This is a genomic window from Rhodanobacter sp. C05, from assembly GCF_002001165.1.
Classification (GTDB): domain Bacteria; phylum Pseudomonadota; class Gammaproteobacteria; order Xanthomonadales; family Rhodanobacteraceae; genus Rhodanobacter.
Genome location: NZ_MUNQ01000005.1, coordinates 119,713 through 144,458 on the forward strand (window position 1 = coordinate 119,713; position 24,746 = coordinate 144,458).

The following is a 24,746-nucleotide window of genomic DNA, read 5'->3' on the forward strand; positions in this document are numbered from 1 at the left end:
CTTCGCGGCAAGCCTCAAAAGCCCTGCACGCCTGCCGTATGCAGCAGCACAATCTGCTCACGCAACTCGGGATGAGCGAAGAACTCGACCAGACGATCCGCACGGCCAGGACCGATGCCATCGATCGCCTGCCAGTCGTCTGCGCTATGTGCGCTCAGACTGGCCCAATCCGAGAGTTCGGCGCTACCGCTGGCTGGCATGCCAAGTGCGTGCAGCCATTGGGCAAACGAACGCTGACGGGCGCTCGCAAACGCCTGTGCCAGTGTGTTGGCGCGCACCTGTCCAAACCCCGGTACGGTGGCAAGCTGCGCCGGCGTGAGATTCATCCAGTCAAGCAATCCGTGGATCAACCCGGCGTCGATCAGTGCCTGCCATGTACTCGCACCCAGGCCATCCAGCTGCAGGCCCTGCTTGCCGCCCAGCCGCAGCAGTCGCGCGCGGAACTGCTCCTCGCAGCCAGGCATGGCTTGCCAGCAACTCAACGGATCATGCTTGCCTGGATCCGGTGGTGTTACGGCAACACGCTGCTGCGTGCGCCATACCACCGACTGCAAACGTGGAATGGTCAGGCCAGCCAGCACCACCTCGACCTGATCGCCGGGGCGGATATCCAGCTGCCGCCAGCGCGCCACCGAACCCACGCTGACCCGCTGCACGCGATGATCGTCCAGCTGTATCGGCACCAGTTCCAGCACGGGCGTGATCCGGCCACTGCGGCCCACCTTGAAGTTCACTGCACGCACTTCGGCCAGTGCCGATGCCGCCGGATATTTCCACGCTATCGCCCAGCTCGGCGGCGCTGCCTGCCATGTCGTGGCCGACGGCCGATGACCCTGGCGCACCACCGTGCCGTCAGCCGCGAACGGCATGGCATGGCGATACCACTGTTCGTGCCATTGCCTGACTTCATCGATTGTCTTGACTGGATGGACATACGCCACACTGTCGGCCAGACCCATCGACGACATGCCAGCCAGTCGTGCCGGCATGTCGTCCGGGCCACTGGGCCAGTCCCAGACGAACAGACCGATCTGCGCGGCCGTGGGTGCATCCAGCGTGTCGCGTGCCAGCGCGCCGGCTACCGCCGAGCGTGCATTGACGCCACCATCGTTCGCCTGCACATGACCCGGCAGACGCCAGTAGAGTTCGCCCTGCAGTACCACGCGTGCCGGCGCACGCAGCAAGTGCTTGGGAATGGCATCGATGCGCTGTGCCATCGCTGTCCAGTCCGAGCCGCGCAGGCCATCGCCGCGACTGGTCGCCTGCTGCAGCTGGCCGTCCAGATACAGCAGGGTGACCGCCACACCATCGGCTTTGGGTTGTACCCACAAATCCCGGTTGTCGCGAGCGCGCATCCATTCGGCCAACGCCTTGGCGTCGGGCAGCTTGGCCAGCCCGGTCTGCGCTACCGGCGCACGCACGCGACCGCTGGCGTCAGCCAGATGGGCAGGCTCGGCCGGTGCCTGTGCCGGGAAGCAACGTCGCCAGTGTGCGAAACGCTGCAGTGCCTGATCGTAGACGGCGTCATCGACCGGGGATTGGCCATCGACCCGGTACGCATGGTTCCAGCCATCAAGCCGGTCATGCAGCGCGTTCAACTCCTGTCGCGCCTGCGTTGGCGACCATTCGGGACAATCAGCCGCACGGCCGGTACGGATTGCGAGCACGGCAACCGCGGCAAACGACAACAGCCAACCCAGGCGCATGAGTCATTCCTGTCCGTGGATACACCGGACAACCTAGCCTGCATGCGAAGCCAGCGGCAGTCGTTCATGCCGCGGCAAGACGTAGGGCGAAACCTCTCGTCGCGGCAGGACCTGTCGCTACTGACTCGACGTGGCGTCACCCAGCTGCCAGGCCAGCCGCAGCAGCGTCTCGCCTTCGAAGCGGCCGTGTGGACCGAAGCGACGCTCGGCGATTACACCGCCACCGTCATGGTCGATCGCCACTACCGTACTGGCCCGCGTGCCGTACTCCGCACCGCGGATGAACGCGGACGAGAGCCAGCGCTCACGCTCCAGTCCGACGCCGGTATCCGGCAGCTGCGCATCCGGTGCCACCTGCTCATCGGCAAGCGCCTCGAACAATGGCGCGAAATCGAATGCGTCGCCGGCCTCGATCCAGTGTTGCAGACGTTGCATCAAGGTGCGCGTCTTCGGCCATGGCGTGTTGAAGTCGGCGTTCGACAAGCCATGCACGCCTGGCGTCACTGCCTGCACACGAGGCTCGGGACGGTTGCCCAGATAGAACGCCGCCTGCGCATCGAAGGTGAGCAGGTTGAAGGGCCGATAGCTGGCAGCCGACGACAGCAACTGCCGGGCATGCTGCGTGGCATCCAGCTCGCCACCAAGGTAGTCGGTCGCCAGCAGACCGCGCGAAACGCCCAGCTGCGGATCGTGCGGATCACGCACATTGGTCACCACGCAGCAACGCCCATCAGCGGTCACGCCAAGCCACGTACCAGCGGCTTCAAGGTCGCGACCACCGATGATTGGCGCATCGCTCCAGCGCGCCAGTGCAGCACTGGGCCTGGCATGGAATTCGTCGCGATTGCCGGCCAGCAACAGCCGCCAGCGTGGGTGTGCATTCCATGAAAATGCGATCAGGCACATGAATCCCTTCCTTCAGCCGAAGAACCAGTAGCACACCGCGATCGAGGCGAGCACGCCGGCCAGGTCGGCCAACAACGCGCAACCGACAGTATGGCGTACGCGCCTGATACCGACTGCGCCGAAGTACACGGCCACCACATAGAACGTGGTCTCGGTGCTGCCCTGGATGGTGGCAGCGAGCAGCGCGGGAAAACTGTCCACGCCCGAGTGATGCATCGTCTCGATCAGCATCGCGCGCGCGGCGCTGCCGGAAAACGGCTTCACCAGCGCCGTCGGCAACGCGTCAACGAAACGGTCATCCAGTCCCGCATGCAGCACCAGCCAGCGGATCCCGTCCAGCGCGAAATCCAGCGCACCGGACGCGCGCAGCACACCGACCGCACACAGCATCGCGATCAGGTACGGCAACAAATCCTTCGCCACCTCGAAACCCTGCTTCGCACCGTCAACGAAGCTCTCGAACAGCGGCACTTTCTTGTACGCGCCAGCACACAGGAACGCGATGATCACGCCGAACAGCAACAGGTTGCCGAGCAGTGCCGACAGCGACGCCAAGGCGACCGCCGACAGCGAGGCCAGCAGCGCGATGAAGCCACCGAGCAGCAGAGCACCACCACCCAGCCATGCCAGCACCACCGGATCCCACAACTTCAGGCGCTGCATGTACGCCACCGACAGCAGACCGGTGAGGTTGGCGGCAAAGTGCGCCAGCAGGATCGGCAGGAATACCAGCGTCGGATCATGCGCGCCGGCCTGCGCGCGATACATGAACACGTTCACTGGCAGCAGCGTGAGCGACGAGGCATTCAGCACCAGGAACAGGATCTGCGCATTGCTCGCAGTGTCTTCGGAAGGATTCAGCGTCTGCAGCTCGCGCATCGCCCGCAAGCCAATCGGCGTGGCGGCATTGTCCAGCTGCAGCGCGTTGGCGGCGAAGTTCAGCGTGATCAGGCCGATCGCCGGATGCCCACGCGGCACGCCCGGCATCAGCCGCGCGAACAACGGCCCGAGCGCACGGGCGAGACGATCGACCAGGCCGGCCTGTTCGGCGATGCGCAGGAAACCCAGCCACAACGTGAGCGTACCGAACAGCAGCAGCATCACCTTGACTGACAAGTCGGCCATGTCGAACAGCGAACCCACCACCGCAGCGAATACGCTCTCGTCGCCACCGATCAGCCAGCGCGACAACGCCGCCACTGCGGCAGTCAGAAAAAAACCGAACCAGAGTCTATTGAGCACACAGCACGCCGTCAGCCTTCATCAGGCTGGAGCTTAATGAACCTGACACGGAATTGGACAGCGCCGCGGTCAGGCAATCTGTTCGATCGCCGACGCCGCCAGTTCACTCAACATCTGCGCTATCGAGCCGGCAGCCTCGCGCCCGTCATGCACGGCACGCACTACCAGGTCGGCACCACGCATGTTGTCGCCGCCGGCGAACACTTGGCGATGACTGGTCTGGAACGGCAGCCGCTCGTTGCCGCCAGCAAGAATGCGACCCGTGGAATCCAACGCGATGCCGTGCTCGGCGCACCATGCCTGCGGACTCGGGCGGAAGCCGAATGCCTGGATCACCACGTCGGCACGCAGCTCGGTTTCGCTGCCGTCGACATTGCGCGGGCGTGCACGACCATCGCCATGGTCGACCAGTTCGGTAGTCACCACACGCACACCGCGCAGTTTTCCATGCTCGCCCAGCAGCTCAAGCGGTTGTCGGTGGAACAGAAACTTGACGCCTTCCTCGCGGCTGTAACCCACCTCGCGCCGCGAGCCAGGCATGCTCGCTTCATCGCGGCGGTAGACACAGGTCACCGAAGCGGCGCCGAGGCGGATCGCAGTGCGGTTGCAGTCCATGCCGGTATCACCACCGCCAAGCACCACCACGTGCTTGCCATTGAGATCGAGCGCAGGTGGTATTGGCTGATCGTCGAGCAGGCGGTTCGCGTTCGCGATCAGGAACGGCAGCGCGTCATGCACGCCGGCGAGTTCTCGACCTGGCAGCTCACCATCGACGAAGGTGTAGGCACCCGTGCCGATGAACACCGCGTCGTAATCGGTGAGCAGGCTATCGAACGCGATGTCGCGGCCGATCTCCACACCGAGATGGAACCGCACGCCCATCCCTTCCAGTACTTCGCGGCGCGTGCGCACCACCGCCTTGTCCAGCTTGAATGGCGGAATGCCGAACGTGAGCAGGCCACCGATTTCGCGCTGGCGGTCGAATACGTCCACCGTGATGCCGGCGCGACGCAGACGATCCGCGCATGACAAACCGGCTGGCCCAGCACCGACCACCGCCACGCGCCGGCCGGTTTCCACCACGCCGGACAGATCCGGCCGCCAGCCCTGGCGGAATGCCTCGTCGGTGATCGAGCGCTCGATGCTGCCGATCGTCACCGAGCCGAAGCCGCCCTGCTCCAGCGTGCAGGCGCCTTCGCACAAACGATCCTGCGGACACACACGACCGCAGATCTCCGGCAACGGATTGGTTTCGTGCATCAGGGTGGCCGCTTCGAACAGACGGCCGTCCTGCACCAGCTTCAGCCAGTCGGGAATGTAGTTGTGCACCGGGCAGGCATGCTCGCAATACGGGTTGCCGCAGTCGAGGCAACGCTCGGCCTGACCCACCGCCGAGGCCGGTGCAAAGTCGCCGCTGATCTCGCCGTAACCGAGCACGCGGATCGCCACCGGCACCGCTTTCGGCGGCTGTCGCGGCAGGTCGAGGAACTGGAACAGCTTGTCGCTCATGCCGCCCTCCGCAGTTCTTCGGCCAGCGCTGCGAGGCTCGCCGCTTTCGGCTTCACCAGCCAGAACTTGTATTGCAGGCCACGGAAATCGCGCAGCACCTGGCGCCCCCAGTCGCTGCCGGTCAGCTCCACATGGCGCGTGACCAGCCCACGCAGATGTTGCATGTAGTTCTCCATGCCCTCGGGCGAGATGCGCAGGATGTCGACCAGCTCGTGGTTGTAGCAGTCGACGAAATCGCGCTCGAGATCGAGCACGTAGGCGAAGCCGCCGGTCATGCCCGCGCCGAAATTGAGACCGACCTTGCCGAGCACGGCCACCACGCCACCGGTCATGTATTCGCAGCAATGGTCGCCAGCGCCCTCGACCACCGTCAGCGCGCCGGAATTGCGCACCGCGAAGCGTTCGCCGGCACGGCCCGCGGCGAACAGCTCGCCACCGGTGGCCCCGTACAGGCAGGTGTTGCCGATGATCACGGCATCCTGGCTGGCGAACGGCGAGTCCTGCGGCGGGCGTACCACGATGCGGCCGCCGGCCATGCCCTTGCCGACGCCATCGTTGGCCTCGCCAGTGAGGTCGATGTGCACGCCGCCGGCATTCCATGCACCGAGACTCTGTCCTGCCGCGCCTTCCAGCTTCAGCACGATCGCGTGTTCGTCCATGCCGTGGTCACCGTGTCGGCGCGCGATGGCACCGGACAACCGTGCACCGATCGCGCGATCGGTATTGGCGATCGCGTAACTGAAGTGACCGCCTTCACCCAGCTCCACCAACGGTGCCGTGTCCGCCGCGATGCGTGAGGCCAGGGCTGCCTCGTCGCGCACCGGATTGCGCGCCAGCGTGCAGGCGAAGTCGCTGCGCTCGCCGAGCCCACGGCCATCGATCAGTGGCGTGAGGTCGAGCTTGTGCTGCACCGGTGTGACACCTTCGAGCTGTTCCAGCAGATCGGTACGGCCCACGATCTCGCCCAGGCTGCGCACGCCCAGCTGGGCCAGATGCGCGCGCACGTCCGCGGCGACGAAGCGGAAATAGTTCATCACCATCTCCGGCAGACCGGTGAAGTACTCCTTGCGCAGCACCGGATGCTGCGTGGCGACACCGGTGGCGCAGTTATTGAGATGGCAGATGCGCAGGTACTTGCAACCCAGCGCCACCATCGGGCCGGTGCCGAAGCCGAAGCTCTCGGCACCGAGCAGGGCAGCCTTGATCACATCCAGGCCGGTCTTCAGGCCGCCGTCGGTCTGCAGCCGCACGCGGCCGCGCAGATCGTTGCGACGCAGTGTCTGCTGCGTCTCGGCCAGACCCAGCTCCCACGGTGTGCCGGCGTACTTGATCGAGGTGAGCGGGCTGGCGCCGGTACCGCCGTCGTGACCGGAGATGGTGATGAGATCGGCACCAGCCTTCACCACACCGGCAGCCACCGTACCGACTCCCGCATGCGAGACCAGCTTCACCGAGATCAGCGCGGTTGGATTCACTTCCTTCAAGTCGTGGATCAGCTGCGCCAGATCCTCGATCGAATAGATGTCGTGATGTGGTGGCGGCGAAATCAAACCAATGCCGGGCTTGGCGTAACGCAGCCGCGCGATGGTGGCATCGACCTTGTGGCCCGGCAGCTGACCGCCCTCGCCCGGTTTGGCACCTTGCGCGATCTTGATCTGCAGCACTTCGGCGTTGACCAGGTACGCCGGCGTGACACCGAAGCGGCCGGAGGCGACCTGCTTGATCTTGGACATCTTCTCGGTGCCGTAGCGCGCCGGATCCTCGCCACCCTCGCCGGAGTTGCTGCGCGCGCCCAGCCGGTTCATGCCGATGGCGAGTGACTCGTGCGCTTCCGGCGACAGCGCGCCCAGCGACATGCCGGCCGAATCGAAGCGCTTGAGGATCGCCTCGGCCGATTCCACCTCGTCCAGCGGAATCGGCGACGTGGCCGGCTTCACGCCGAGCAGATCGCGCAGGGCCGACGGCGGCCGGTGATCGACGTAATCGGCATACGTGCGGTAATCGGCCGGATCGCCGCTGCGCACGGCCTTCTGCAGGCTGGCGATCACATCCGGGTTGTACATGTGGTACTCGCCACCGTGTACGAACTTGTATAGCCCGCCGGCGCGCAGCGGCAACGTGCGGTTCCAAGCCTCGGCGGCCAGCAGGCGCTGCTCGTGCTGCAGCTCGGCGAAGCCGGCGCCACCGATGCGCGAGGGTGTGCCGGGGAAGCACAGTTCCACTACGTCCGGCGCCAGCCCCACGATCTCGAACAGTTGCGCGCCACGATAGCCGGCGACGGTGGAAATGCCCATCTTGGAAAGGATCTTCAGCAGGCCCTTGCGGATGCCGCGCCGGTAGCTGCGGCCGATTTCCAGCCGGTCGCCGTCGATGTGTCCTTCGTGGCCCAGCTCGAACAGGCTCTGGTAGGCCAGCCAGGGATAGATCGCCGTCGCGCCGAAACCGAGCAGGCAGGCGAACTGGTGCGAATCACGCGGCGTGGCGGTCTCCACGATGAGGTTGCACTGGCAACGCAGGCCCTGCTCGATCAGGTGCGCATGCACTGCGCCGGTGGCGAGCAGGGAGTGGATCGGCAACTTGTCGCGTTCCGGATAGCGGTCGCTGAGAAACACCAGCGCACCACCGGCGCGCACCATCTCCGCCACCTCGTGGCAAAGCCGGCGCAGCGCCGCTTCCAGTCCTTCTTCCGGCGCATACATCAGGTCGAAACGCGGCGTGCCGGTGAACGGCGGCAGCGCCAGCAACTGGCGCAGCTTGCGCTGGGAGAGGATCGGCGAATTGATCAGGATCTGCTTCGCGTTCTCCGGCTTCAACTCGAACACGTTGCCTTCGGCGCCGATCTGGGTGACCAGCGACATCACCAGCTTCTCGCGCAGCGGATCGATCGGCGGGTTGGTGACCTGCGCAAAAGCCTGGCGGAAACGGTCGAACAGCGGCCGCACCTGGCGCGACATCGCCGCCACCGGGGTATCGTCGCCCATCGAACCGGTAGCCTCCGCTTCGAGTTCGGCAATCACCTTCAACACCGTCTCGCGCTCCTCGCGCGAGAGGCCGTACAGTTTCTGGTAACAGTGCAGTTCGTCCGCAGGCAGCGGCTCGGCGGCCAGCGAGGGATCGATCAGATCCGACTCCAGATAGCTCACGCCGGCGCGCAGCCAGTCGCGGTAGGGTGCTCGCCGGCGGTTGATGTCGTCGATGTCGGCATCACGCAGCAGACGATGCGTATCGAAGTCCACCGCAATCATCTCGCCCGGCGCCAACCGTCCTTTTGCGATCACTTGCGCCGACGGCACATCCCAAAGGCCGGCTTCGGAGGCGACGATCAGGTGGTTGTCGGCCGACCGCGCCCAGCGCGCGGGGCGCAGACCATTGCGATCCAGCGTGCAGGCCGCGTAGCGGCCGTCGCACATCACCAGCCCTGCCGGGCCGTCCCACGGCTCGCTGTGCAGCGCGTAGTACTCGTAGAACGCGGCAAGATCCTCGTCGATGCCTTCGCGCGCGGCGAACGCCGGGGGCACCAGCACGCGCATCGCGGCAAGCAGGTCGAGGCCGCCGGCCAGCAGCACCTCCAGCGCGTTGTCCAGACTCTCCGAATCCGAACCCTGCTGGCGCACCAGCGGACCGATATCGGAAAGGTCCACCCGCGGCGAACGCATGATCGACTCGCGTGCCTGCATCCAGCGCCGGTTGGCACGGATCGTGTTGATCTCGCCGTTGTGCGCGAGCAGGCGGAATGGTTGCGCCAGTCGCCATTGCGGCGTGGTATTGGTGGAAAAGCGCTGATGGAACACCACCGCGTCCGCCACCAGCGCGGCATGCGAGAGATCGGCGAAGACCTCGCGCAATCGTCCCGGCGCGGCCATCGCCTTGTAGCCAATCACCTGCGCCGACAGGGTCACCACGTAGAACTGCGGATCATCGGCCAGTGCGGTCTCGGCGCGGCGGCGCGCACGGAACAGCGCCAGTTCGAATACCTCGTCGTCCATCGCGGCGGCCGCGTTCACGAATACCTGGCGCACGCGCGGCTGCGCGGCGGCCGCCAGCGGACCACAAGCCTCGGCATGCACCGCCACCTCGCGCCAGCCAGCGACGACCACGCCCTCCTCGACCAGATGACGTTCCAGCACCTGCACCGCTGCCTCACCACCGGCGGGATCGAGAAACACCAGACCTGCGGCGAAGCGTTCGCCAACCGCGATACCCGATTCATTCGCCAACGCGCGCAGCCAGTCGCGCGGCCGATGAATCAGTACACCGCAGCCATCGCCACTGATCCCGTCGGCATTCACCGCGCCGCGATGCGAAAGTTTCGCCAGGGCAGCGAAGGCCGTGTCGACCACCCACGCGCTGGCGCGACCATCGATCTGCGCGACCAGCCCGAAGCCGCAGCTGTCGTGCTCGAACGCGACGTCGTACAACGTGGTGTTGCCTGCCTGCGCCATCTTGCCTCTCCGGCGAACGGATATGCTGGGCGCGCACGGCCAGCGATGCATGAGCACCGTGGCTGCACACGTGGTGTGTGTCCGACTAAAGCATAGTTGTTGCGCCGCGTCAAAAGTTATTTGGACGGCTATATGCCAGCGCATGCGACTACCGTCCGTTGATCATGCCCACCGGATCAACTGCAACTCTTCGTTGCTGCCTCGGCATCTTCACAACCAGTGCGCCGATGTGGCGGTCTGCGGCGGCTTTTCGACCATACCAGTGGTGCAGCTTCGGCACGGCCCCGATCTTCTCGCCGTCCCCAGCTCGCTCCAACCGCCCGGCTCGATGATAATCGGCGTATGCCCAAGCCCAATCGCATCACTCGCGCCTTCCTTCCCGGCCTGCTGGCCAGCATCGTCATCGGCGGCGCCTTGACGGCACTTCCGGTCCTGGCACGCCAGGACAGCCAAAGCCAGGCCGAGCAGGCCGAGGCGAAGCAGAAGCTGGCCGACCTGCGCAGCAAGATGGAAGCACTGGCGAAGCAGCAGGCCGATACCGCCGAGCGGCGCGACAGCGCCAATGCGGAACTGGCCAAGCAGGCCAATGCGCTGGCCGTTGCGGCACGCGCGGTGCACCAGACCGATACCGAGCTGGGCGCCAAGCAGCAGCAGCTGGACCAGCTGGAGCAGCAGCGCGCCACCCTGAAACAGACGCTGGACAGCCAACGCGCGGCGATCGCGGATCTGCTGCGCGCTACCTACGCGCTTGGCCAGGGTTCCGACCTGCGCATGCTGCTGGGCGACGAGGACGTCGCGCGCATCTCGCGGGCGCTGGTCTATTCGAAGTATTTCCAGCAGGACCGGGTGCAGCGCGTGCAGCAGCTGATGACCGACCTGGCCAAGCTGCAGGATCTGGAAACCGCGATCACGACCGAGCAGCAGGCGTTGCAGGCGACCAAGACACAACGCGAGCAGCAGGCCAAGACGCTGACCGAGCAACGCGCTGCGCAGCAGAAGCTGGCCGCCGAAACCGATGCGCAGTACAAAGACCAGGCGCAGCGGCTGGCCGCGCTGAAGCAGAACGCGCAATCGCTTAACGACCTGGTCAACAAGCTGCAGAAGGCGATTGACGAGGCCGCACGCGAGGCGGCAGCCCGCGAAGCCGCAGCGCGCGAGGCGGCCGCGAAGAAACACCCCGGGCACAAGCTGCCGCCACCGCCGCTCGAGGTCGGCAGCGCCAGCGCGAACATCCGCGGCAACCTGCCATGGCCGGCCAGTGGCGTGGTCAACAGCTACGGCAGCGGCGTGCTGATCAAGGCCAGCGGCGGTAGCGAGATCCATGCAGTGGCCCGCGGCCGGGTGATCTACGCCGGCTTCCTGCGCGGTTACGGCATGCTGCTCATCGTCAGCCACGGCAACGGCTGGATGAGCATGTACGGCAACAACGAGACGCTGTTGCATGGCGTCGGCGACCAGGTCGAGGCCGGTGAGACGATCGGCACCGCCAGCCCGCCCACCGGCGTCAACACCGGCACGTATTTCGAACTGCGCAAGGACGGCCAGCCAGTCGATCCGCGCAGCTGGCTGAGCCAGCGCCGTTGACGACAGCGCCACGGCGCCGCAGGCTAGCGGTGTAGTTGTGATGCCGGATATCGGATGAATTACGCCGGTATCCGGTTGTCCAAGGCACGATCAGCCCTTTCCGTCGCGTGGTCGCGCGATGCCTGTTTGTTCTTGCTGTACGGAGTCGCCCGCATGCGTGCTTCCAACCATCGCCAGATCGCCTTGTTGCTGGCCATGCCGCTTTTGCTGTCCACGCCCCACGCGTTCGCACAATCTGCGCCGGCCAGCGCCGCCAGCGTGGCCGCGCCACCGGTCGGCCTGCCGGCTCATGCCGGCTCCTCGGCCGATCAGGTGGATCTGGACGACATCCGCAATTTCAGTCGCGTCTATGAAGTGGTGCGCCAGGCCTATGTGGAGAAGGTCGACAACAAGACCCTGATGAAGGCGGCGATCACCGGCATGCTCAGCGGGCTCGACCCGCACAGCGAATACCTGGACAAGGACGGCCTGACCCAGCTCAACGAGGACACCACCGGCCAGTACAGCGGCCTCGGCATCGAGGTACTGCAGGTCGATGGCGGCCTGCGCATCATTTCGCCGATCGACGACACCCCGGCAGCGCGCGCCGGCATCAAGGCAGGCGACAACATCGTCAAGATCAACGGCGCGGTGATCGACCCGCAGAATGTCGATGACATGTTCAAGCAGCTGCGCGGCAAACCCGGCAGCAAGATCACGCTGACCATCGTGCACCCGAACAGTGACAAGCTGATCGACCTGAATCTGGTACGCGAGAACATCGCAATCAGCAGCATCAAGGTACGCGAGCTCGAGCCTGGCTATGTCTATATCAGGATCAGCCAGTTCCAGGACGACACGGCCAGCGACCTGATCCGCAAGCTGGGCGAGCTGATCAAGAAGGACGGCCCGCAGAGGGGCGCCGTGCTGGATCTGCGCAACAACCCCGGTGGCCTGCTCACGGCGGCGGTGGGAGTGAGTGACGACTTCCTCAACTCCGGCATCATCGTCACCACTCGCGGACGCCTGCAGGACGCCAACATGAGCTTCAGCGCGCACCCCGGCGACCAGCTCAACGGTGCACCCATGATCGTGCTGACCAACAACGGCACCGCTTCGGCGGCCGAGATCGTCTCCGGTGCGTTGAAGGACAACCATCGTGCGCTGATCATGGGCCAGCGCACCTTCGGCAAGGGCGTGGTGCAGACGGTGCTGCCGCTGGATGCCGACCATGCGGTGAAGATCACTACCGCGCGCTATTACACGCCGAACGGCACCTCGATCCAGGCCGAAGGCATCAAGCCCGACATCGCACTGGCCGACCTGACCGTGAACAAGGCCGACAGCGGGCCAGCGCTGATCAGTTCCGAAGCTGATCTGCCGAATCATCTGGTCAACGAGAACGCCAAGGACGGTACCGACATCGACGACGATGGCAGCGCGGCCGACGGCAAGCTGGCCACCAGCGACTACGCCCTGTCGCAGGCACTCAATGTGCTGAAGGGCATGGCGCTGGGCAAGACACCTTCACCCGCGGACCGCTGACCCGCGACTAACGATCGCGGCTGGTTGGAACCGCTGCATTCCGACTGACCAGCTGATCGATCGACCAACCGCCGCCAAGCGCGCGGATCAGCTGCACGCTGGCGCGCAACTGCTGCGTATCGAGGCTGAGCAGACTGCGCTGCGCATCCAGTGCGGCTGTCTGTGCCTGCACCACATCGAGATAGCCGACCGCGCCCTGCTTGTAGCGATCCATCGCCAGGTCCACGGAATGCTGCGCAGCATCGGCGGCATCCTTCTGGTCGTTCTTCGCCATGCCGACGTGATCGATCTGTGCCAGGTTGTCCTCGACTTGGGCAAAGGCGTTAAGCACCACACTGCGGTAGCGCGCACCGGCCTCATCAGTTGCCGCCTTGGCAGCCAACACGCCGGCCCTGCGGCGGCCGCCATCGAAGATGGTCTCCAGCAAGGTCGGGCCGATCGCCCAGAACTGATTCGGCGCCGCCAGCAGGCCGGCATAGGCGGCGCTCTGGAAGCCCCCTTGCGCGCTCAGCGCCAGCGATGGGAAATAGGCGGCGCGTGCCACCCCGATGCGTGCATTCGCCGCGGCCGTACGGCGCTCCGCCGCGGCGATATCCGGTCGCCGCTGCAACAGGGCCGATGGCACGCTGGCGGGAAGTGATGGCAGCTCGATCACTGCGGTCTGCGTGGCAAGAATGAACTGGTCGGCAGAGTCGCCAACCAGCACCGCGATCGCATCCTTGATCAGCGCACGCTGCGCCAGCGTCTGCGACCATAGCGATCTGGCCGAGGACAGTTGCGTCTGTGCACGCGCCACATCCAGACCGGACACGATGCCGCCAGCATGCAGGGTCTGAGTGAGCTGCAAGGCCTTCTGGTACGCATCGATGCTTTGCTGCAGCAACGCGATCTGCTGGTCGATGCCGCGCAGCTGGATGTAGTTGTCGGCCAGCTGGGCCTGCAGGCTCAACTGCACCGAGGCAAGATCGGCGGCAGCGGCCAGGGCGTCGTCCTTGCCGGCTTCGACCGTGTTGCGTACACGGCCCCACAGATCGAGCTCGTAATCGATCTCGCCACCGACGGTGTACGAGTCGTAATTGGCCGACGATGCGCTGGGACCCGTCAGCGGACCACGCAGCGGCTTAGTGTCGGACTGGCGGTCGCGCTGCCCGTTACCCATGACGCTGATCTGCGGAAACAGCGCCGAACGTGCCTGCAGATTGAACGCCTGTGCCTGCCGGTAATGCGCCAGTGCCGCGGCAAGATCGGCGTTGTTGGCCAGCAGGCGCTGTTGCAGCTGGTCGAGCTCTTGATCGTGATAAAGCTGCCACCAATGATCGCGCGGCAACTGGTCGGACGGCTGCGCCTGCTGCCACGGCCCGTTGTCCTGATAAGACGCCGCCACCGGCACGGCCGGCACCTTGTACGCGGGTGCCAACGAGCAGCCGGCGAGCGTCACCCCAGCCACCAGTAGAAAGACGAGTTCAGGCTTTCGCATGAGGCTTGGCCGTGGCTTCTTGAGTGGCAATCTGAACCTGGTCACCGTCTGCGAGACCGTCGGGCGGGCTGTCGATCACACGATCATCCGCGTCCAGTCCGGAGCCGATTTCCACACTCTTGCCGTAGTCGTGCAGGATCGTCACCGTCTTGAAGCTCACCCGGTTATCCTCATCCACGGTAGCCAGGCGCAGGCCGCTGGCGTTGAAGATGAGTGCACTGGCCGGCACCCGTAGCGCGGACCCACTGGCAACCTGATTGAGACGCACGTTGGTGAAACTGCCCGGCATCAACTTGCCGTCGGCGTTGTCGACCGAGAGCTGGATCAGCGTGCTGCCGGAGCCGGCATTGACCGCCTGCGCGGAGGCATCGACCTTGGCTGTGAACGTGCGGCCCGGATATTCCGGCACGCTGAGCATGGCCATGGCGCCGTCGGGAATCGATGGCACGTAACTCTGCGGCACCTGCACGTAAACGCGCAGCTTGCGCACATCGGACACCACGAACAGCGCCTGGCCACTGCTGCTGCCGGGATTGATCAATGCGCCGATGTCGGTATTGCGCGCGGTGACCACGCCATCGAACGGCGCGACGATGCGGGTATAGCCCTTCATCGCCTCGATCCGATCCACGTTGGCCTGGGCCGCATGCGCCAGTGCCTGCTTGGCGGTGAAATCGCCGGTCTTCTCGTCCACTTCCTGCTTGGCGACCGAGTCGGAGCCGAGCATCGCCTGCCAGCGTTTCGCGGTGGTAGCCGCCAGGGCCGCATTCGCCTGGGCACTGGCCAGATCCGCCTTGGCCTGCAGCAGTTGCTGGTCGAGATCGGGCGTCTCGATCTCGGCCATCAGCTGGCCGGCCTTGACCGGTGCGCCGATATCGACCTTCCACGATTTCAGGTAGCCACCGACGCGCGCATAGATCGGTGCCTGCGTGTACGCCTCGATGCGTCCGGGCAGTTCGAGCGGCGCGCCTGCCTCACTCTTTTCGGGCGCGGCGACATTGACGGTCGGCACCGTCTGCTCGTCGGTCCAGGTTTGCAGACGCTTGGCCTCAACGATACGTGTGGCGATGCCGATGATCACGATGGCCACGATCACCACCACGGCGATCAGGCCGGCAAGCCGGATGCCGCGATGCGATGGCAGCGACGCCTTGGGGAAGGTTGAATCAGACATGGACGGGCTCTCCGGAAGCAGGCACCGGTGCAGAAGCATGGTGATAACGCGCGTGGATGATGCTGAACACCACCGGCACGAAGAAAAGGGTCGCGGTCGTGGCGAAGATCAGGCCGCCGATCACCGCGCGACCGAGCGGCGCATTCTGTTCGCCGCCCTCGCCGAGGCCGAGCGCCATTGGCGCCATGCCGATGATCATCGCGAGCGCCGTCATCAGCACCGGACGGAAGCGCACGTAGCCGGCCTCCAGCGCGGCATCCAGCGCTCGACCATGCTCGAACAGGCGCTCGCGACAGAAAGTCACCACCAGGATCGAGTTGGCGGTCGCCACGCCCATGCACATGATCGCGCCGGTCAGCGCCGGCACCGACAGCGCGGTATGCGTGGCGAACAGCATCCACACGATGCCAGCCAGTGCGGCGGGCAACGCGGTGATGATCACGAACGGATCGCTCCACGACTGGAAGTTCACCACGATCAGCAGGTAGATCAGCACCATCGCACCGAGCAGGCCGAACAGCAGGCCCGAGAACGCGCTGTTCATCGTCTGCACCTGGCCGAGCAGATCGATATGCGAACCCTTGGGCAGTTCCTTGACGTGATCGTTCAATACCTTCTGGATATCGCCGGCCACGCCACCCAGATCGCGATCCTGCGTGGTGGCGAAGATCTGCACGACCGGCTGGATGTTGTACTGGTCGACCACCGCATTGGTGGTCTGCCGCCGCAACGTCGCCAGTCCGCCCAGCACCTGGGATGCCCCATTGCTGCCGGTGATCGAGAGATTGCGCAACGACGACAGCGAGTCGAGCGTGTACTGCGGTGTCTGCATCACGATCGGGTAGGAAATATCGTTGACCGGATTGAGCCAGAAGGTGGGCGCAACCTGGCTGGAACCGGCAAGGTTCACCACCAGACTGTTGGTGACATCGCGTTCGGTGATACCGAGCAGTTGCGCCTGCGTGCGATCCACATCGATGTTGAAGCCGGGATTGGCCTGCGACTCCTGGATGCGTGCATCCACCACGCCGGGGATGCGCTTGATCTCGCGCAGCAAGGTGTCGGCGTATTTGAAGTTCGCCGGCAGATTGTTGCCGCGAATCTGCAGGGTGATCGGCGCGGGCGAACCGAAGTTCAGGATCTGGCTGACGATGTCGGCCGGCGGGAAGGAGAACGTCACGCCCGGGAATTCCCGCGGCAGCTGCTCGCGCATCTGCCGCACGTATTCGGCGGTCGGATGATGCCCTTCGTTCAGGGCGATCTGGATGTCGCCATCCTGCTCGCCGATGGTGCCGGTGTTGTTGTAGGTATTGTTGATGCCGCTGCTGGACAGGCCGATGTTGTCGACCAGGGTACCCAGCTCGCTGGCCGGAATGATCCGCTTGACGCTCTTCTGGATCTGCGCGAACAGCTCCGCGCTCTGCTCAAGCCGGGTGCCCACCGGCGCACGCACATGCATCAGGATCTGCCCGGCATCCACATCGGGGAAGAAGTTGCGCCCGAGCATAGGCACCAGTGCGAACGAGAGCACCACGAAGGCGAGGAAGCCGATCACGAAGATCCGCCGGTGCTCCATCGCCATCGCCAGCAGGCCGTGATAACCGCCACGCACCTTCTCGAAGGAAGCCTCGAAGCCACGTTGGAAACGCACCAGCGGATTGCGTGTCAGCGGCGCCTCGACATGCTGGCCATGCTCATCGACATGCGGATGCAGCATGTACTTGGCCATCGTCGGCACCAGCGTGCGCGACAGGATGAACGATGCGATCATCGCGAACATCACCGCTTCGGCCATCGGCACGAACAGGAAGCGCGCGACACCATCGAGGAAAAACATCGGCACGAACACGATGCAGATGCACAGCAGCGACACGAACGCTGGCGTGACGATCTGCGCGGCACCGTCGAGAATCGCCGGCTCGACCTGCTTGCCCTGCTCCAGATGCCAGTTGATGTTCTCGATGGTCACCGTGGCATCGTCGACCAGGATGCCCACCGCCAGCGCGAGGCCGCCCAGCGTCATGATGTTGAGCGTCTCGCCGATCGCCGACAACGCCGCGATCGAGGCGAGGATCGCCAGCGGAATCGAGACGGCGATGATCACCGTGGAACGCCAGCTGCCGAGGAACAGCAGGATCATCAGGCTGGTCAGCGCCGCCGCGATGACGCCTTCGCGCGCCACGCCACTGATCGCTGCGCGCACAAAGATCGACTGATCACCGATCGGCGCCACCTTGAGGTTGTCCGGCAGGCTCGACCGCGCATCTTCCAGACGCTGGCGGATGCCGGCGACGATCGCCAGTGTCGATGTCGAACCGTTCTTGAGCACGCTCATCAACACCGAGCGGTTGCCGTCCACATGCACGATGTTGGTCTGTGGTGGACTGCCATCCAGTACATGCGCGACGTCGCGAACATAGATGGTAGTGCCGTTGACCGTCTTCACCGGCATGTCGCCCAACTGCTTGAGCTCGCCCGGTGCGTTGTTGAGCTGCAAGGTGTATTCGAACGCACCGATCTTCTGCGTGCCCACCGGCGTGATCAGGTTCTGCGCCGCCAGCGCATTGGCCACGTCCGCCGCGGAGAGTCCGCGCGCCTGCAGCGCCGACGGATCGATGTCGATCTGCACCTGACGGGTCTTGCCGCCATACGGATAAGGGACCGCCGCGCCGGCCACCGACACCAGCTGCGGACGCAGGATGTTGAGCGCGAGATCGCCGAGGTTTTGTTCGGTCAGCCCGTTGCCCGACAAGGCCAGCTGGAGGATCGGCACCGTCGAGGCGTTGTAGTTCAGGATCAGTGGCGGGGTGACGCCCGGCGGCATCTGCTTGAGCAGGGTCTGCGATACCGCGGTGACCTGCGCGTTGGCCGTGGCAATGTTCACCGTCGGCTGGAAGAAGATCTTGACGATGCCGAAGCCCGCGATGGATTTCGCCTCGATATGCTCGACATCATTGACCGTGGTGGTGAGCACACGCTCGTAGGGCGAGGTGATGCGGCCTTCCATCTGATCCGGCGACAGGCCGGTGTATTGCCACACCACCGCAATCACCGGGATGCGGATATCCGGAAAGATGTCGGTAGGTGTCCGCAGCGCGGAAAGTGGTCCGATGATCAGGATCAGCAGCGCGAGAACGACGAAGGTATAGGGTCGCGACAAGGCGATCCGCACAATGCCCAGCATGAAGTATCCAGCGAGAATGTTGCGTAGCGTCAAATTTTGACACGCGACGCTTCGCCGGGACCGATTCAACGCATGAAGATATTTTCATATTCGACAGACATGCCGCGCCGATCATGCATTCCGCAATGTAAAAGCCTGGTCGCCACGGTGCGCTGCGCCGTTGCTACACGCTGGCTACGTCGCGGCAATGCAGGCTCAAGCGCGCACCACTTTCGCTGTCGGCAATCTGCAGCGTGTAGCCATGCAGGCGCGCGATCGCGCTGACGATGCTCAGGCCCAGTCCGGAACCTGGCGTGCTGCGGCAACTCTCCGCCCGATAGAAGCGTCGCGTCACGGCGACGCGCTGGTCAACCGGAATACCCGGCCCGCTGTCACACACGTCTACCCATGGACCGTCTTCGGCAGCACGCGCGCGGATAACCACACGGCCACCTGGCGGCGTGAATTTGATCGCGTTGCCGACCAGGTTGCTGAAGGCTTCCAGTAATAGGTGCCGATCCGCCCTGATCATCGGCAGCGACGGGAGTTGAAGCTCCAATTGCTGGCCGCGATCTTCGGCCAGCGGTAGATACAGTGCATGCACTTCGCGCAGGATCTCGGCCAGATCAACCTGGTCGAAGCCGGCGCGGCGTTGCTGATTCTCCAGCTCCGAAATCCGCAGCAGCGCACGGAAGCGATTGAGCAGCGCATCGGTGTCAACCAGGCAGGCCTCCAACGTCGCGTTCTCGCTGCTGTCTTCGTCGAACTGTTGCTGCAGCCGGTATATCCGCGCGCGCAGACGGGTCAGCGGCGTGCGCAGGTCATGCGCGATGTTGTCGCAGACACCTTTCACTTCACCGAGCAGGCGTTCGATCTCGTCGAGCATCGCATTGACGATGCCGGCCAGCATGTCCAGCTCATCGCCACGTCGGCTTACCGGCAGGCGTTGGGCCAGATCGCCACGCATGATCGGCAACGTGGCTTCGCGAATCGCGTGCACGCGCCGCAAGGGCCCGCGGGTAAGCAGCCAGCCACCGAGCAGGCCAGGCACCACGGTCAGTGACATGCCCCACAACAACGCCTGCAGGATGATCGTGCCGATCCGGTCGACGATGCTGGTATCTCGCGAGACCAGCAGGATGTGTCCGTCCTCGAGACGCACGGCCGCCGCACGCACGCTGACATGTGCGTGGCCATCGTTGCGCTTGAGACCTTGCGGCACGATGGCTACCGGGCCATTCACCACCACCTTCGGCGGCAGCGCGGTAATCGTGCCTGCCAGTGGCCTTCCATGTGCGTCGAATAGTCCCCACGCATTGAGTTGCCGGGTCTCCAGCGAAACATAATCGTTCAACGCATGCCGCCGCGTGGGCTCGTCCAGCATCGAGAAATAATCCGCCTGACGACCGATCAGCTCGTTGGAGACGCGCGTCAGATAGCTCGCCGCCTGCCAGTGGATCAGGCCGATCACCACGATACCCCACAGCGCGAAAAACGAGCCGTAGATCAGGATCAGGCGTGCGGTGGTGGAACGCCAGTTGTCAGTCAGTCTGCGCAAGGCTGTACCCCGAGCCGCGTACGGTATGGATCAGCGGCGCACAACCCGCGGCATCGATCTTCTTGCGCAGACGGCCGATGTGCACGTCGATCAGGTTGGTGCCGGGATCGAAATGGAAACCCCATACCGTCTCGAAGATCATCGTACGGGTCAGCACCTGCCCCGCATGGCGCATCAGGAATTCCAGCAGCTTGAATTCGGTAGGCAGCAGCGACAGCTGGGTGTCGCCGCGGCGCACCACATGCCGCACCAGATCAAGCTCGAGATCGGCCACGCACAACAAGGTCTGCTGCGCTTGCTGCCGATGGCGCCGCAGCAGCACGTCCACCCGCGCCACCATCTCGTCGGGGGCAAACGGCTTGGTCAGGTAATCGTCGCCGCCGGCGCGCAGGCCGCGCACGCGTTCGTTCACGTCGCTGAGCGCGCTGATCATCAGCACCGGTGTGGCAATGCCCTGCCCGCGCAGCTGGGTCACCACGCTCAGTCCGTCCAGGCCGGGCAGCATCAGGTCCAGCGTGATCGCGTCATAGCAGGGATCGGCTGCGCGCCGCAGCCCTTCGCGGCCATCCGCCACACGGTCGGTCTCGATGCCATGGCTGGCCAGTTCGGCCGCGATCTCGCGCGCCGTGACGTCGTCGTCCTCGATGACCAGAATGCGTGGCATCGGCCTTGTTTCATTCAACGTGGGGTAACCAGCATAACGAAACGGCCTCCCGAAGGAGGCCGTTCGTGATGACTTCTGTATGCATCGCTCAGGCGGCGAACAGGCCGCGCATCTTCTTCATCGCATTCGCCTCGACCTGACGGATCCGCTCGGCGGAAACGCCGTACTCGTCGGCCAGATCCTGCAAGGTGGCCTTGTCGTCGTCGAGCCAGCGGCGCTGAATGATATTGCGTGAACGCTCGTCCAGATTCTTCAACGCGCTGGACAGCGTCGACATCTGGTTGTCGGCATCGTCGGCGTCGGCCACGTTCTCGTACGGGTCGGCACCTTCGTCGATCAGGAACGCGGCCGGTGCCGGCTTCGCATCGTCGTCGGCATCCGCCGGCGCTTCGAAACCGATGTCACGGCCGGACAGACGCGATTCCATCTCGCGTACGGTCGCCTCGGGCACACCCAGATCCTGCGCCACCGTGCGCACCTCGGCCGCGTTCATCCAGCCCAGGCGCTTCTTGCTCTTGCGCAGGTTGAAGAACAGCTTGCGCTGCGCCTTGGTGGTGGCGACCTTGACGATGCGCCAGTTCTTGAGGATGAACTCGTGCATTTCTGCACGGATCCAGTGCACCGCGAAGCTGACCAAGCGCACACCCTGATCCGGGTCGAAACGCTTGACCGCCTTCATCAGGCCGATATTGCCTTCCTGGATCAGGTCGGCCAGCTGCAGGCCGTAACCGGAGTAGCCACGGGCTACGTGCACCACGAAACGCAGATGCGACATCACCAGCTTCTTGGCCGAGGCCAGATTGGCTTCGTCGAGGAAATCGCGTGACAGCTCCTGCTCCTCTTCCTGGCTCAGGACAGGAATGCGATGAACCGCGGAAATATAGGCATCCAGACTGCCCACCACACTCGGCAGCGGAAAGTTGGCGGTCACCAAAGCTTGGGACATGGGTGGAACCTCCTAAGATGACGTCGAAGTTTAGCAGTCGGGTGCTATGAGTGCTAAATCCCCGATTGGTTCAGCCCGGAAGGCTCCGAGCTATAATGAACCGTATAGTATATATATTTACACTCATTGTCCAGCCCCTCACATGCCCCGACATGAGGGTCGCATGGCGCTGTTCAAGTAGGCGTGAAACCGCCCTGCAATGCGGAACGCGGCGGCAGCGACCAGTCGATGGGCATCTGGCCACGGGCTTCGAGGTAACGGTTGGCGGCAGAAAAGTGGCCGCAGCCAATAAACCCCCGATGGGCCGACAGCGGTGAGGGGTGTACCGAGCTCAGCACACTGTGCCGACGGGTGTCGATCAACTGGCCCTTGCGCTGGGCGTAGGAACCCCACAGCAGGAATACCAGGCCCTCGCGCTCGCGGTTGAGCGCATCGATCGCCGCATCGGTGAAACCTTCCCAGCCCTTGCCCTGATGCGCGCCGGCACGGCCATCCTCCACCGTGAGCACGCTGTTGAGCAACAGCACGCCGCGATCAGCCCATGGCGTGAGGCAGCCATGGTCGGGACGCGCGATGCCAAGATCGCGCTGGATTTCCTTGAAGATGTTTTCCAGCGACGGCGGCACTCGCACGCCGGGGCGCACCGAGAAGCACAGACCGTGTGCCTGACCCGGACCGTGGTACGGATCCTGACCGAGGATCACCACTCGCACCGCATCGAACGGCGTGTGTTCGAATGCGGCGAAAATTTCCGGACCAGGCGGATAGATCCGCTTGCCGGCCTGCTTCTCGGCACGCAGGAATGCCGACAGCTGCTGCATGTCCGCGCGCTGCAGATACTCGCCCACACGCGCCTTCCACGACGGCTCCAGCCGGATCCGCTCCGCCTCGCTCATGCCTTGTCCGCGTGCTTGCGCAGGTGCTTTGCCACGCGCAACTGGAACAGCAGCTTGGTGATCAGCAGCTTCTCCTCGACTGGCTTCTCGACCAGGTCGTTGGCACCGGCCTTGATCAGCGCGGCCTGGTTGGCCGGATTCTCGTCGCCGGTCATTACCAGCACCGGCAACCGGCCCTTGCCGTAACCGAATTCGCCGCGGATGTGCTTGAGCAGATCGCCACCGGTCAACTCACCTTTCAGGCTGACATCGGTCAGCACCACGTCGGCACCGACCCAGCCCAGGGCACGGTCAGTCTCCAGCATCGCCAGTGCGTCCTCCACGCTGAGCACATGGCGTACGGTGAGGCCGATCTTCTCCAGCATGCGCCGAGTCGCCAAGGCCACCACGCGGCTGTCCTCGACGTAGAGCACCGTGCCTTCGGCAGTCGTCTGCGCGCTCACATAACCGCGGATGAATTCGGCCAGTGCCTGGAAACCGAGCGCCTTGTCGAAATAATCGGTGACATGCTCGCCCAGCGAACGCCGGTGCAGACGATCCTCGACATCACCTGACACCACCACGATCGGCACATAGATCTGCGGCGCCGACTCGCGCACGAAGCGCGCCAGCTCCAGCCCATCCATGTCGGGCAGCCGCAGCGCGATGGTGATGAAGTCGAACACACCCTCACCAAGCATCTTCTGCGCATCGGCACCGCTGCCACAACCGACTACCTCGACGCCGGGCAGCTCGGCCTGCAGCACGCGGGTGATCAACTGCCGCACCACACGCGAACCGTCGACCACCAGCACGCGTGGTGCCTCGGTGAGCAGCCGGCTGCTGATATTTGTACTCATTCCCTGCTCATCCACCTGACCGGTGGCGATCCTTGCCGATGAACCTGCGGCCGCACCCCCTGCGACCGCTTCCATATATATCGATAGTGCACTGATCGTCGCCTCAACCGTTGCGATTCGTGTCACTTTGCCGCAAGACCGCTACACCGCCTTGCGCAATTGCCATGCGCTTACCAGTCGCGCCCCCAGCCAGCCCAGCGCAGCAGCGGCCAGTGGCACCGCCAGCAACAGCCACAGCGGCAAGCCACCAACCTGCAGTTTGCCATCATATGCCTGACTCAACTGCGCCACCGGTCCAGCCAGTGCGAACTCGATCAGCACAGCCAGTAACGCCGCCAGGGTGCCACTGAACAGGCCGTACCAGATGCCGGCATAAAGGTAAGGTCTGCGCACGAACGCACTGCTGGCACCGACCAGCAGCAGCACACCGATTTCCTCGCTGCGACTGGCGATATCCACGCGTACCGTATTGCCGACCACCAGCAGCGCCGCCAGCGCCAGCAGCGCGGCCAACACCAGTACTATGCGGTTGCCAACTCCGAGCAGTGCGTCCAGCCGTTGTCGCCAGCTTCCGCTGTCCTGCACTAGGTCGACGCTGTGCAGTTCACGCACGTCGCTCACCAGCCGCTCGACGGCAGCGGCGTCCAGGCCGTCGCGCGGCTGCAATTGCAGCACGTAGGGCAGCGGGTTGTTGTCCAGCGTCTGCAGGGCACCGGAGAAGCCCTGCATCTTCGCCAACTCATCCATGCCCTGCTGTGGGGTTTTCACCGTGACCGCAGCCACTTCGGGGCGATCGCCAAGTTGCCTGGCCAGCAGCTGAGCCTGCTGTGCGGTCTGACCGGGCTGCAGGAAGACGCTGACCGCCTGACTCTGGCCCAGTGCCTGGCCAAGCTTCTGCACATTGCCCAACAACAAGTAGAAAGCCAGCGGCAAAGCCAGCGCCAGGCCCATCACGGCAATCGTCAAGAGACTGCCCAGCGGACGCGAGGCGAGCCGGCGCAGACTGGCCGCTGCGCTCCAGCCATGGTGTTCCTGCCAGTTGGCGAAACGGCGGCTGTGACTGTGTTCGTTGCGCGGAGTCTCCGCCGTGGGTGCCTGCAGCGTTTCCGGCGCCAT

Annotated in this window: 16 protein-coding genes; 2 read left to right on the forward strand and 14 right to left on the reverse strand. The window is 64.6% G+C overall.

All coding sequences use genetic code 11. From position 1 onward, the window contains the following. Positions 1 to 14: 14 nt before the first annotated feature. The 5 genes from ligB to gltB all read right to left on the reverse strand — a co-directional run bounded on the left by ligB (position 15) and on the right by gltB (position 9,805). The gene (ligB, locus tag B0E51_RS00580; RefSeq protein ID WP_077442890.1) at positions 15 to 1,706 is read right to left on the reverse strand and encodes an NAD-dependent DNA ligase LigB; all 1,692 of its coding nucleotides are present in this window, start codon (positions 1,704 to 1,706) and stop codon (positions 15 to 17) included. 117 nt (positions 1,707 to 1,823) lie between these two features. After that, positions 1,824 to 2,612 carry an NRDE family protein gene (locus tag B0E51_RS00585; RefSeq protein WP_077442891.1) on the reverse strand — a complete coding sequence of 263 codons (789 nt, stop codon included), beginning with the start codon at positions 2,610 to 2,612 and terminating at the stop codon, positions 1,824 to 1,826. A 12-nt stretch (positions 2,613 to 2,624) separates the two neighbouring features. Next, positions 2,625 to 3,854: a spore maturation protein gene (locus B0E51_RS00590; RefSeq protein ID WP_077442892.1), complete on the reverse strand. Its 1,230-nt coding sequence runs from the start codon at positions 3,852 to 3,854 to the stop codon at positions 2,625 to 2,627. 69 nt (positions 3,855 to 3,923) lie between these two features. Then, on the reverse strand, positions 3,924 to 5,363 hold the full coding sequence (locus B0E51_RS00595; RefSeq protein ID WP_077442893.1) for an FAD-dependent oxidoreductase: 1,440 nt from the start codon (positions 5,361 to 5,363) through the stop codon (positions 3,924 to 3,926). After that, positions 5,360 to 9,805, reverse strand: coding sequence for a glutamate synthase large subunit (gene gltB, locus B0E51_RS00600; protein ID WP_077442894.1), 4,446 nt, complete (start codon positions 9,803 to 9,805; stop codon positions 5,360 to 5,362). Before gltB ends, B0E51_RS00595 begins: the two co-directional genes overlap by 4 nt. A 342-nt stretch (positions 9,806 to 10,147) precedes the next feature. On the opposite strand from gltB, the gene B0E51_RS00605 reads away from it, so the two are divergent. Together B0E51_RS00605 and B0E51_RS00610 are read left to right on the forward strand one after the other, a co-directional pair. Next, positions 10,148 to 11,389: a peptidoglycan DD-metalloendopeptidase family protein gene (locus tag B0E51_RS00605; protein WP_077442895.1), complete on the forward strand. Its 1,242-nt coding sequence runs from the start codon at positions 10,148 to 10,150 to the stop codon at positions 11,387 to 11,389. 153 nt (positions 11,390 to 11,542) lie between these two features. Next, positions 11,543 to 12,913: a S41 family peptidase gene (locus B0E51_RS00610; protein WP_077443262.1), complete on the forward strand. Its 1,371-nt coding sequence runs from the start codon at positions 11,543 to 11,545 to the stop codon at positions 12,911 to 12,913. Positions 12,914 to 12,920: 7 nt separating this feature from the next. Here the strand turns inward: B0E51_RS00610 and B0E51_RS00615 are convergent, their stop codons facing one another. The 9 genes from B0E51_RS00615 to ftsX all read right to left on the reverse strand — a co-directional run bounded on the left by B0E51_RS00615 (position 12,921) and on the right by ftsX (position 24,746). Further along, positions 12,921 to 14,390 (reverse strand): efflux transporter outer membrane subunit, encoded by a 1,470-nt coding sequence (locus tag B0E51_RS00615; RefSeq protein ID WP_077442896.1) that lies wholly within the window; start codon positions 14,388 to 14,390, stop codon positions 12,921 to 12,923. Continuing rightward, positions 14,377 to 15,564 (reverse strand): efflux RND transporter periplasmic adaptor subunit, encoded by a 1,188-nt coding sequence (locus B0E51_RS00620; RefSeq protein WP_077442897.1) that lies wholly within the window; start codon positions 15,562 to 15,564, stop codon positions 14,377 to 14,379. Before B0E51_RS00620 ends, B0E51_RS00615 begins: the two co-directional genes overlap by 14 nt. After that, complete coding sequence (locus B0E51_RS00625) at positions 15,557 to 18,748, reverse strand: efflux RND transporter permease subunit (protein WP_077442898.1); 3,192 nt, start codon at positions 18,746 to 18,748, stop codon at positions 15,557 to 15,559. Before B0E51_RS00625 ends, B0E51_RS00620 begins: the two co-directional genes overlap by 8 nt. A 163-nt stretch (positions 18,749 to 18,911) precedes the next feature. After that, positions 18,912 to 20,285: a HAMP domain-containing sensor histidine kinase gene (locus B0E51_RS00630; RefSeq protein ID WP_254424350.1), complete on the reverse strand. Its 1,374-nt coding sequence runs from the start codon at positions 20,283 to 20,285 to the stop codon at positions 18,912 to 18,914. Next, on the reverse strand, positions 20,269 to 20,949 hold the full coding sequence (locus B0E51_RS00635) for a response regulator transcription factor (RefSeq protein WP_077442900.1): 681 nt from the start codon (positions 20,947 to 20,949) through the stop codon (positions 20,269 to 20,271). The genes B0E51_RS00630 and B0E51_RS00635 overlap by 17 nt, the downstream gene beginning before the upstream one ends. 88 nt (positions 20,950 to 21,037) lie before the next feature. Next, positions 21,038 to 21,895 (reverse strand): RNA polymerase sigma factor RpoH, encoded by an 858-nt coding sequence (gene rpoH, locus B0E51_RS00640; protein ID WP_077442901.1) that lies wholly within the window; start codon positions 21,893 to 21,895, stop codon positions 21,038 to 21,040. A gap of 173 nt (positions 21,896 to 22,068) precedes the next feature. Then, positions 22,069 to 22,791: a uracil-DNA glycosylase gene (gene ung / locus B0E51_RS00645; protein WP_077442902.1), complete on the reverse strand. Its 723-nt coding sequence runs from the start codon at positions 22,789 to 22,791 to the stop codon at positions 22,069 to 22,071. Continuing rightward, positions 22,788 to 23,630 carry a response regulator gene (locus tag B0E51_RS00650; protein WP_077443263.1) on the reverse strand — a complete coding sequence of 281 codons (843 nt, stop codon included), beginning with the start codon at positions 23,628 to 23,630 and terminating at the stop codon, positions 22,788 to 22,790. Before B0E51_RS00650 ends, ung begins: the two co-directional genes overlap by 4 nt. Before the next feature lie 141 nt (positions 23,631 to 23,771). Then, positions 23,772 to 24,746 (reverse strand): permease-like cell division protein FtsX, encoded by a 975-nt coding sequence (gene ftsX / locus B0E51_RS00655; protein ID WP_143525740.1) that lies wholly within the window; start codon positions 24,744 to 24,746, stop codon positions 23,772 to 23,774.

What these genes read in the sequence shown, in the direction of transcription:
- B0E51_RS00625 (WP_077442898.1), bottom strand. Translation starts at nt 18,748, where the DNA reads ATGCTGGGCATTGTGCGGATCGCCTTGTCGCGACCCTATACCTTCGTC.
- B0E51_RS00610 (WP_077443262.1), top strand. Translation starts at nt 11,543, where the DNA reads ATGCGTGCTTCCAACCATCGCCAGATCGCCTTGTTGCTGGCCATGCCG.
- B0E51_RS00605 (WP_077442895.1), top strand. Translation starts at nt 10,148, where the DNA reads ATGCCCAAGCCCAATCGCATCACTCGCGCCTTCCTTCCCGGCCTGCTG.
- ligB (WP_077442890.1), bottom strand. Translation starts at nt 1,706, where the DNA reads ATGCGCCTGGGTTGGCTGTTGTCGTTTGCCGCGGTTGCCGTGCTCGCA.
- B0E51_RS00585 (WP_077442891.1), bottom strand. Translation starts at nt 2,612, where the DNA reads ATGTGCCTGATCGCATTTTCATGGAATGCACACCCACGCTGGCGGCTG.
- gltB (WP_077442894.1), bottom strand. Translation starts at nt 9,805, where the DNA reads ATGGCGCAGGCAGGCAACACCACGTTGTACGACGTCGCGTTCGAGCAC.
- B0E51_RS00620 (WP_077442897.1), bottom strand. Translation starts at nt 15,564, where the DNA reads ATGTCTGATTCAACCTTCCCCAAGGCGTCGCTGCCATCGCATCGCGGC.
- ung (WP_077442902.1), bottom strand. Translation starts at nt 22,791, where the DNA reads ATGAGCGAGGCGGAGCGGATCCGGCTGGAGCCGTCGTGGAAGGCGCGT.
- B0E51_RS00595 (WP_077442893.1), bottom strand. Translation starts at nt 5,363, where the DNA reads ATGAGCGACAAGCTGTTCCAGTTCCTCGACCTGCCGCGACAGCCGCCG.
- B0E51_RS00615 (WP_077442896.1), bottom strand. Translation starts at nt 14,390, where the DNA reads ATGCGAAAGCCTGAACTCGTCTTTCTACTGGTGGCTGGGGTGACGCTC.
- rpoH (WP_077442901.1), bottom strand. Translation starts at nt 21,895, where the DNA reads ATGTCCCAAGCTTTGGTGACCGCCAACTTTCCGCTGCCGAGTGTGGTG.
- B0E51_RS00650 (WP_077443263.1), bottom strand. Translation starts at nt 23,630, where the DNA reads ATGAGTACAAATATCAGCAGCCGGCTGCTCACCGAGGCACCACGCGTG.
- B0E51_RS00635 (WP_077442900.1), bottom strand. Translation starts at nt 20,949, where the DNA reads ATGCCACGCATTCTGGTCATCGAGGACGACGACGTCACGGCGCGCGAG.
- ftsX (WP_143525740.1), bottom strand. Translation starts at nt 24,746, where the DNA reads ATGGCGCCGGAAACGCTGCAGGCACCCACGGCGGAGACTCCGCGCAAC.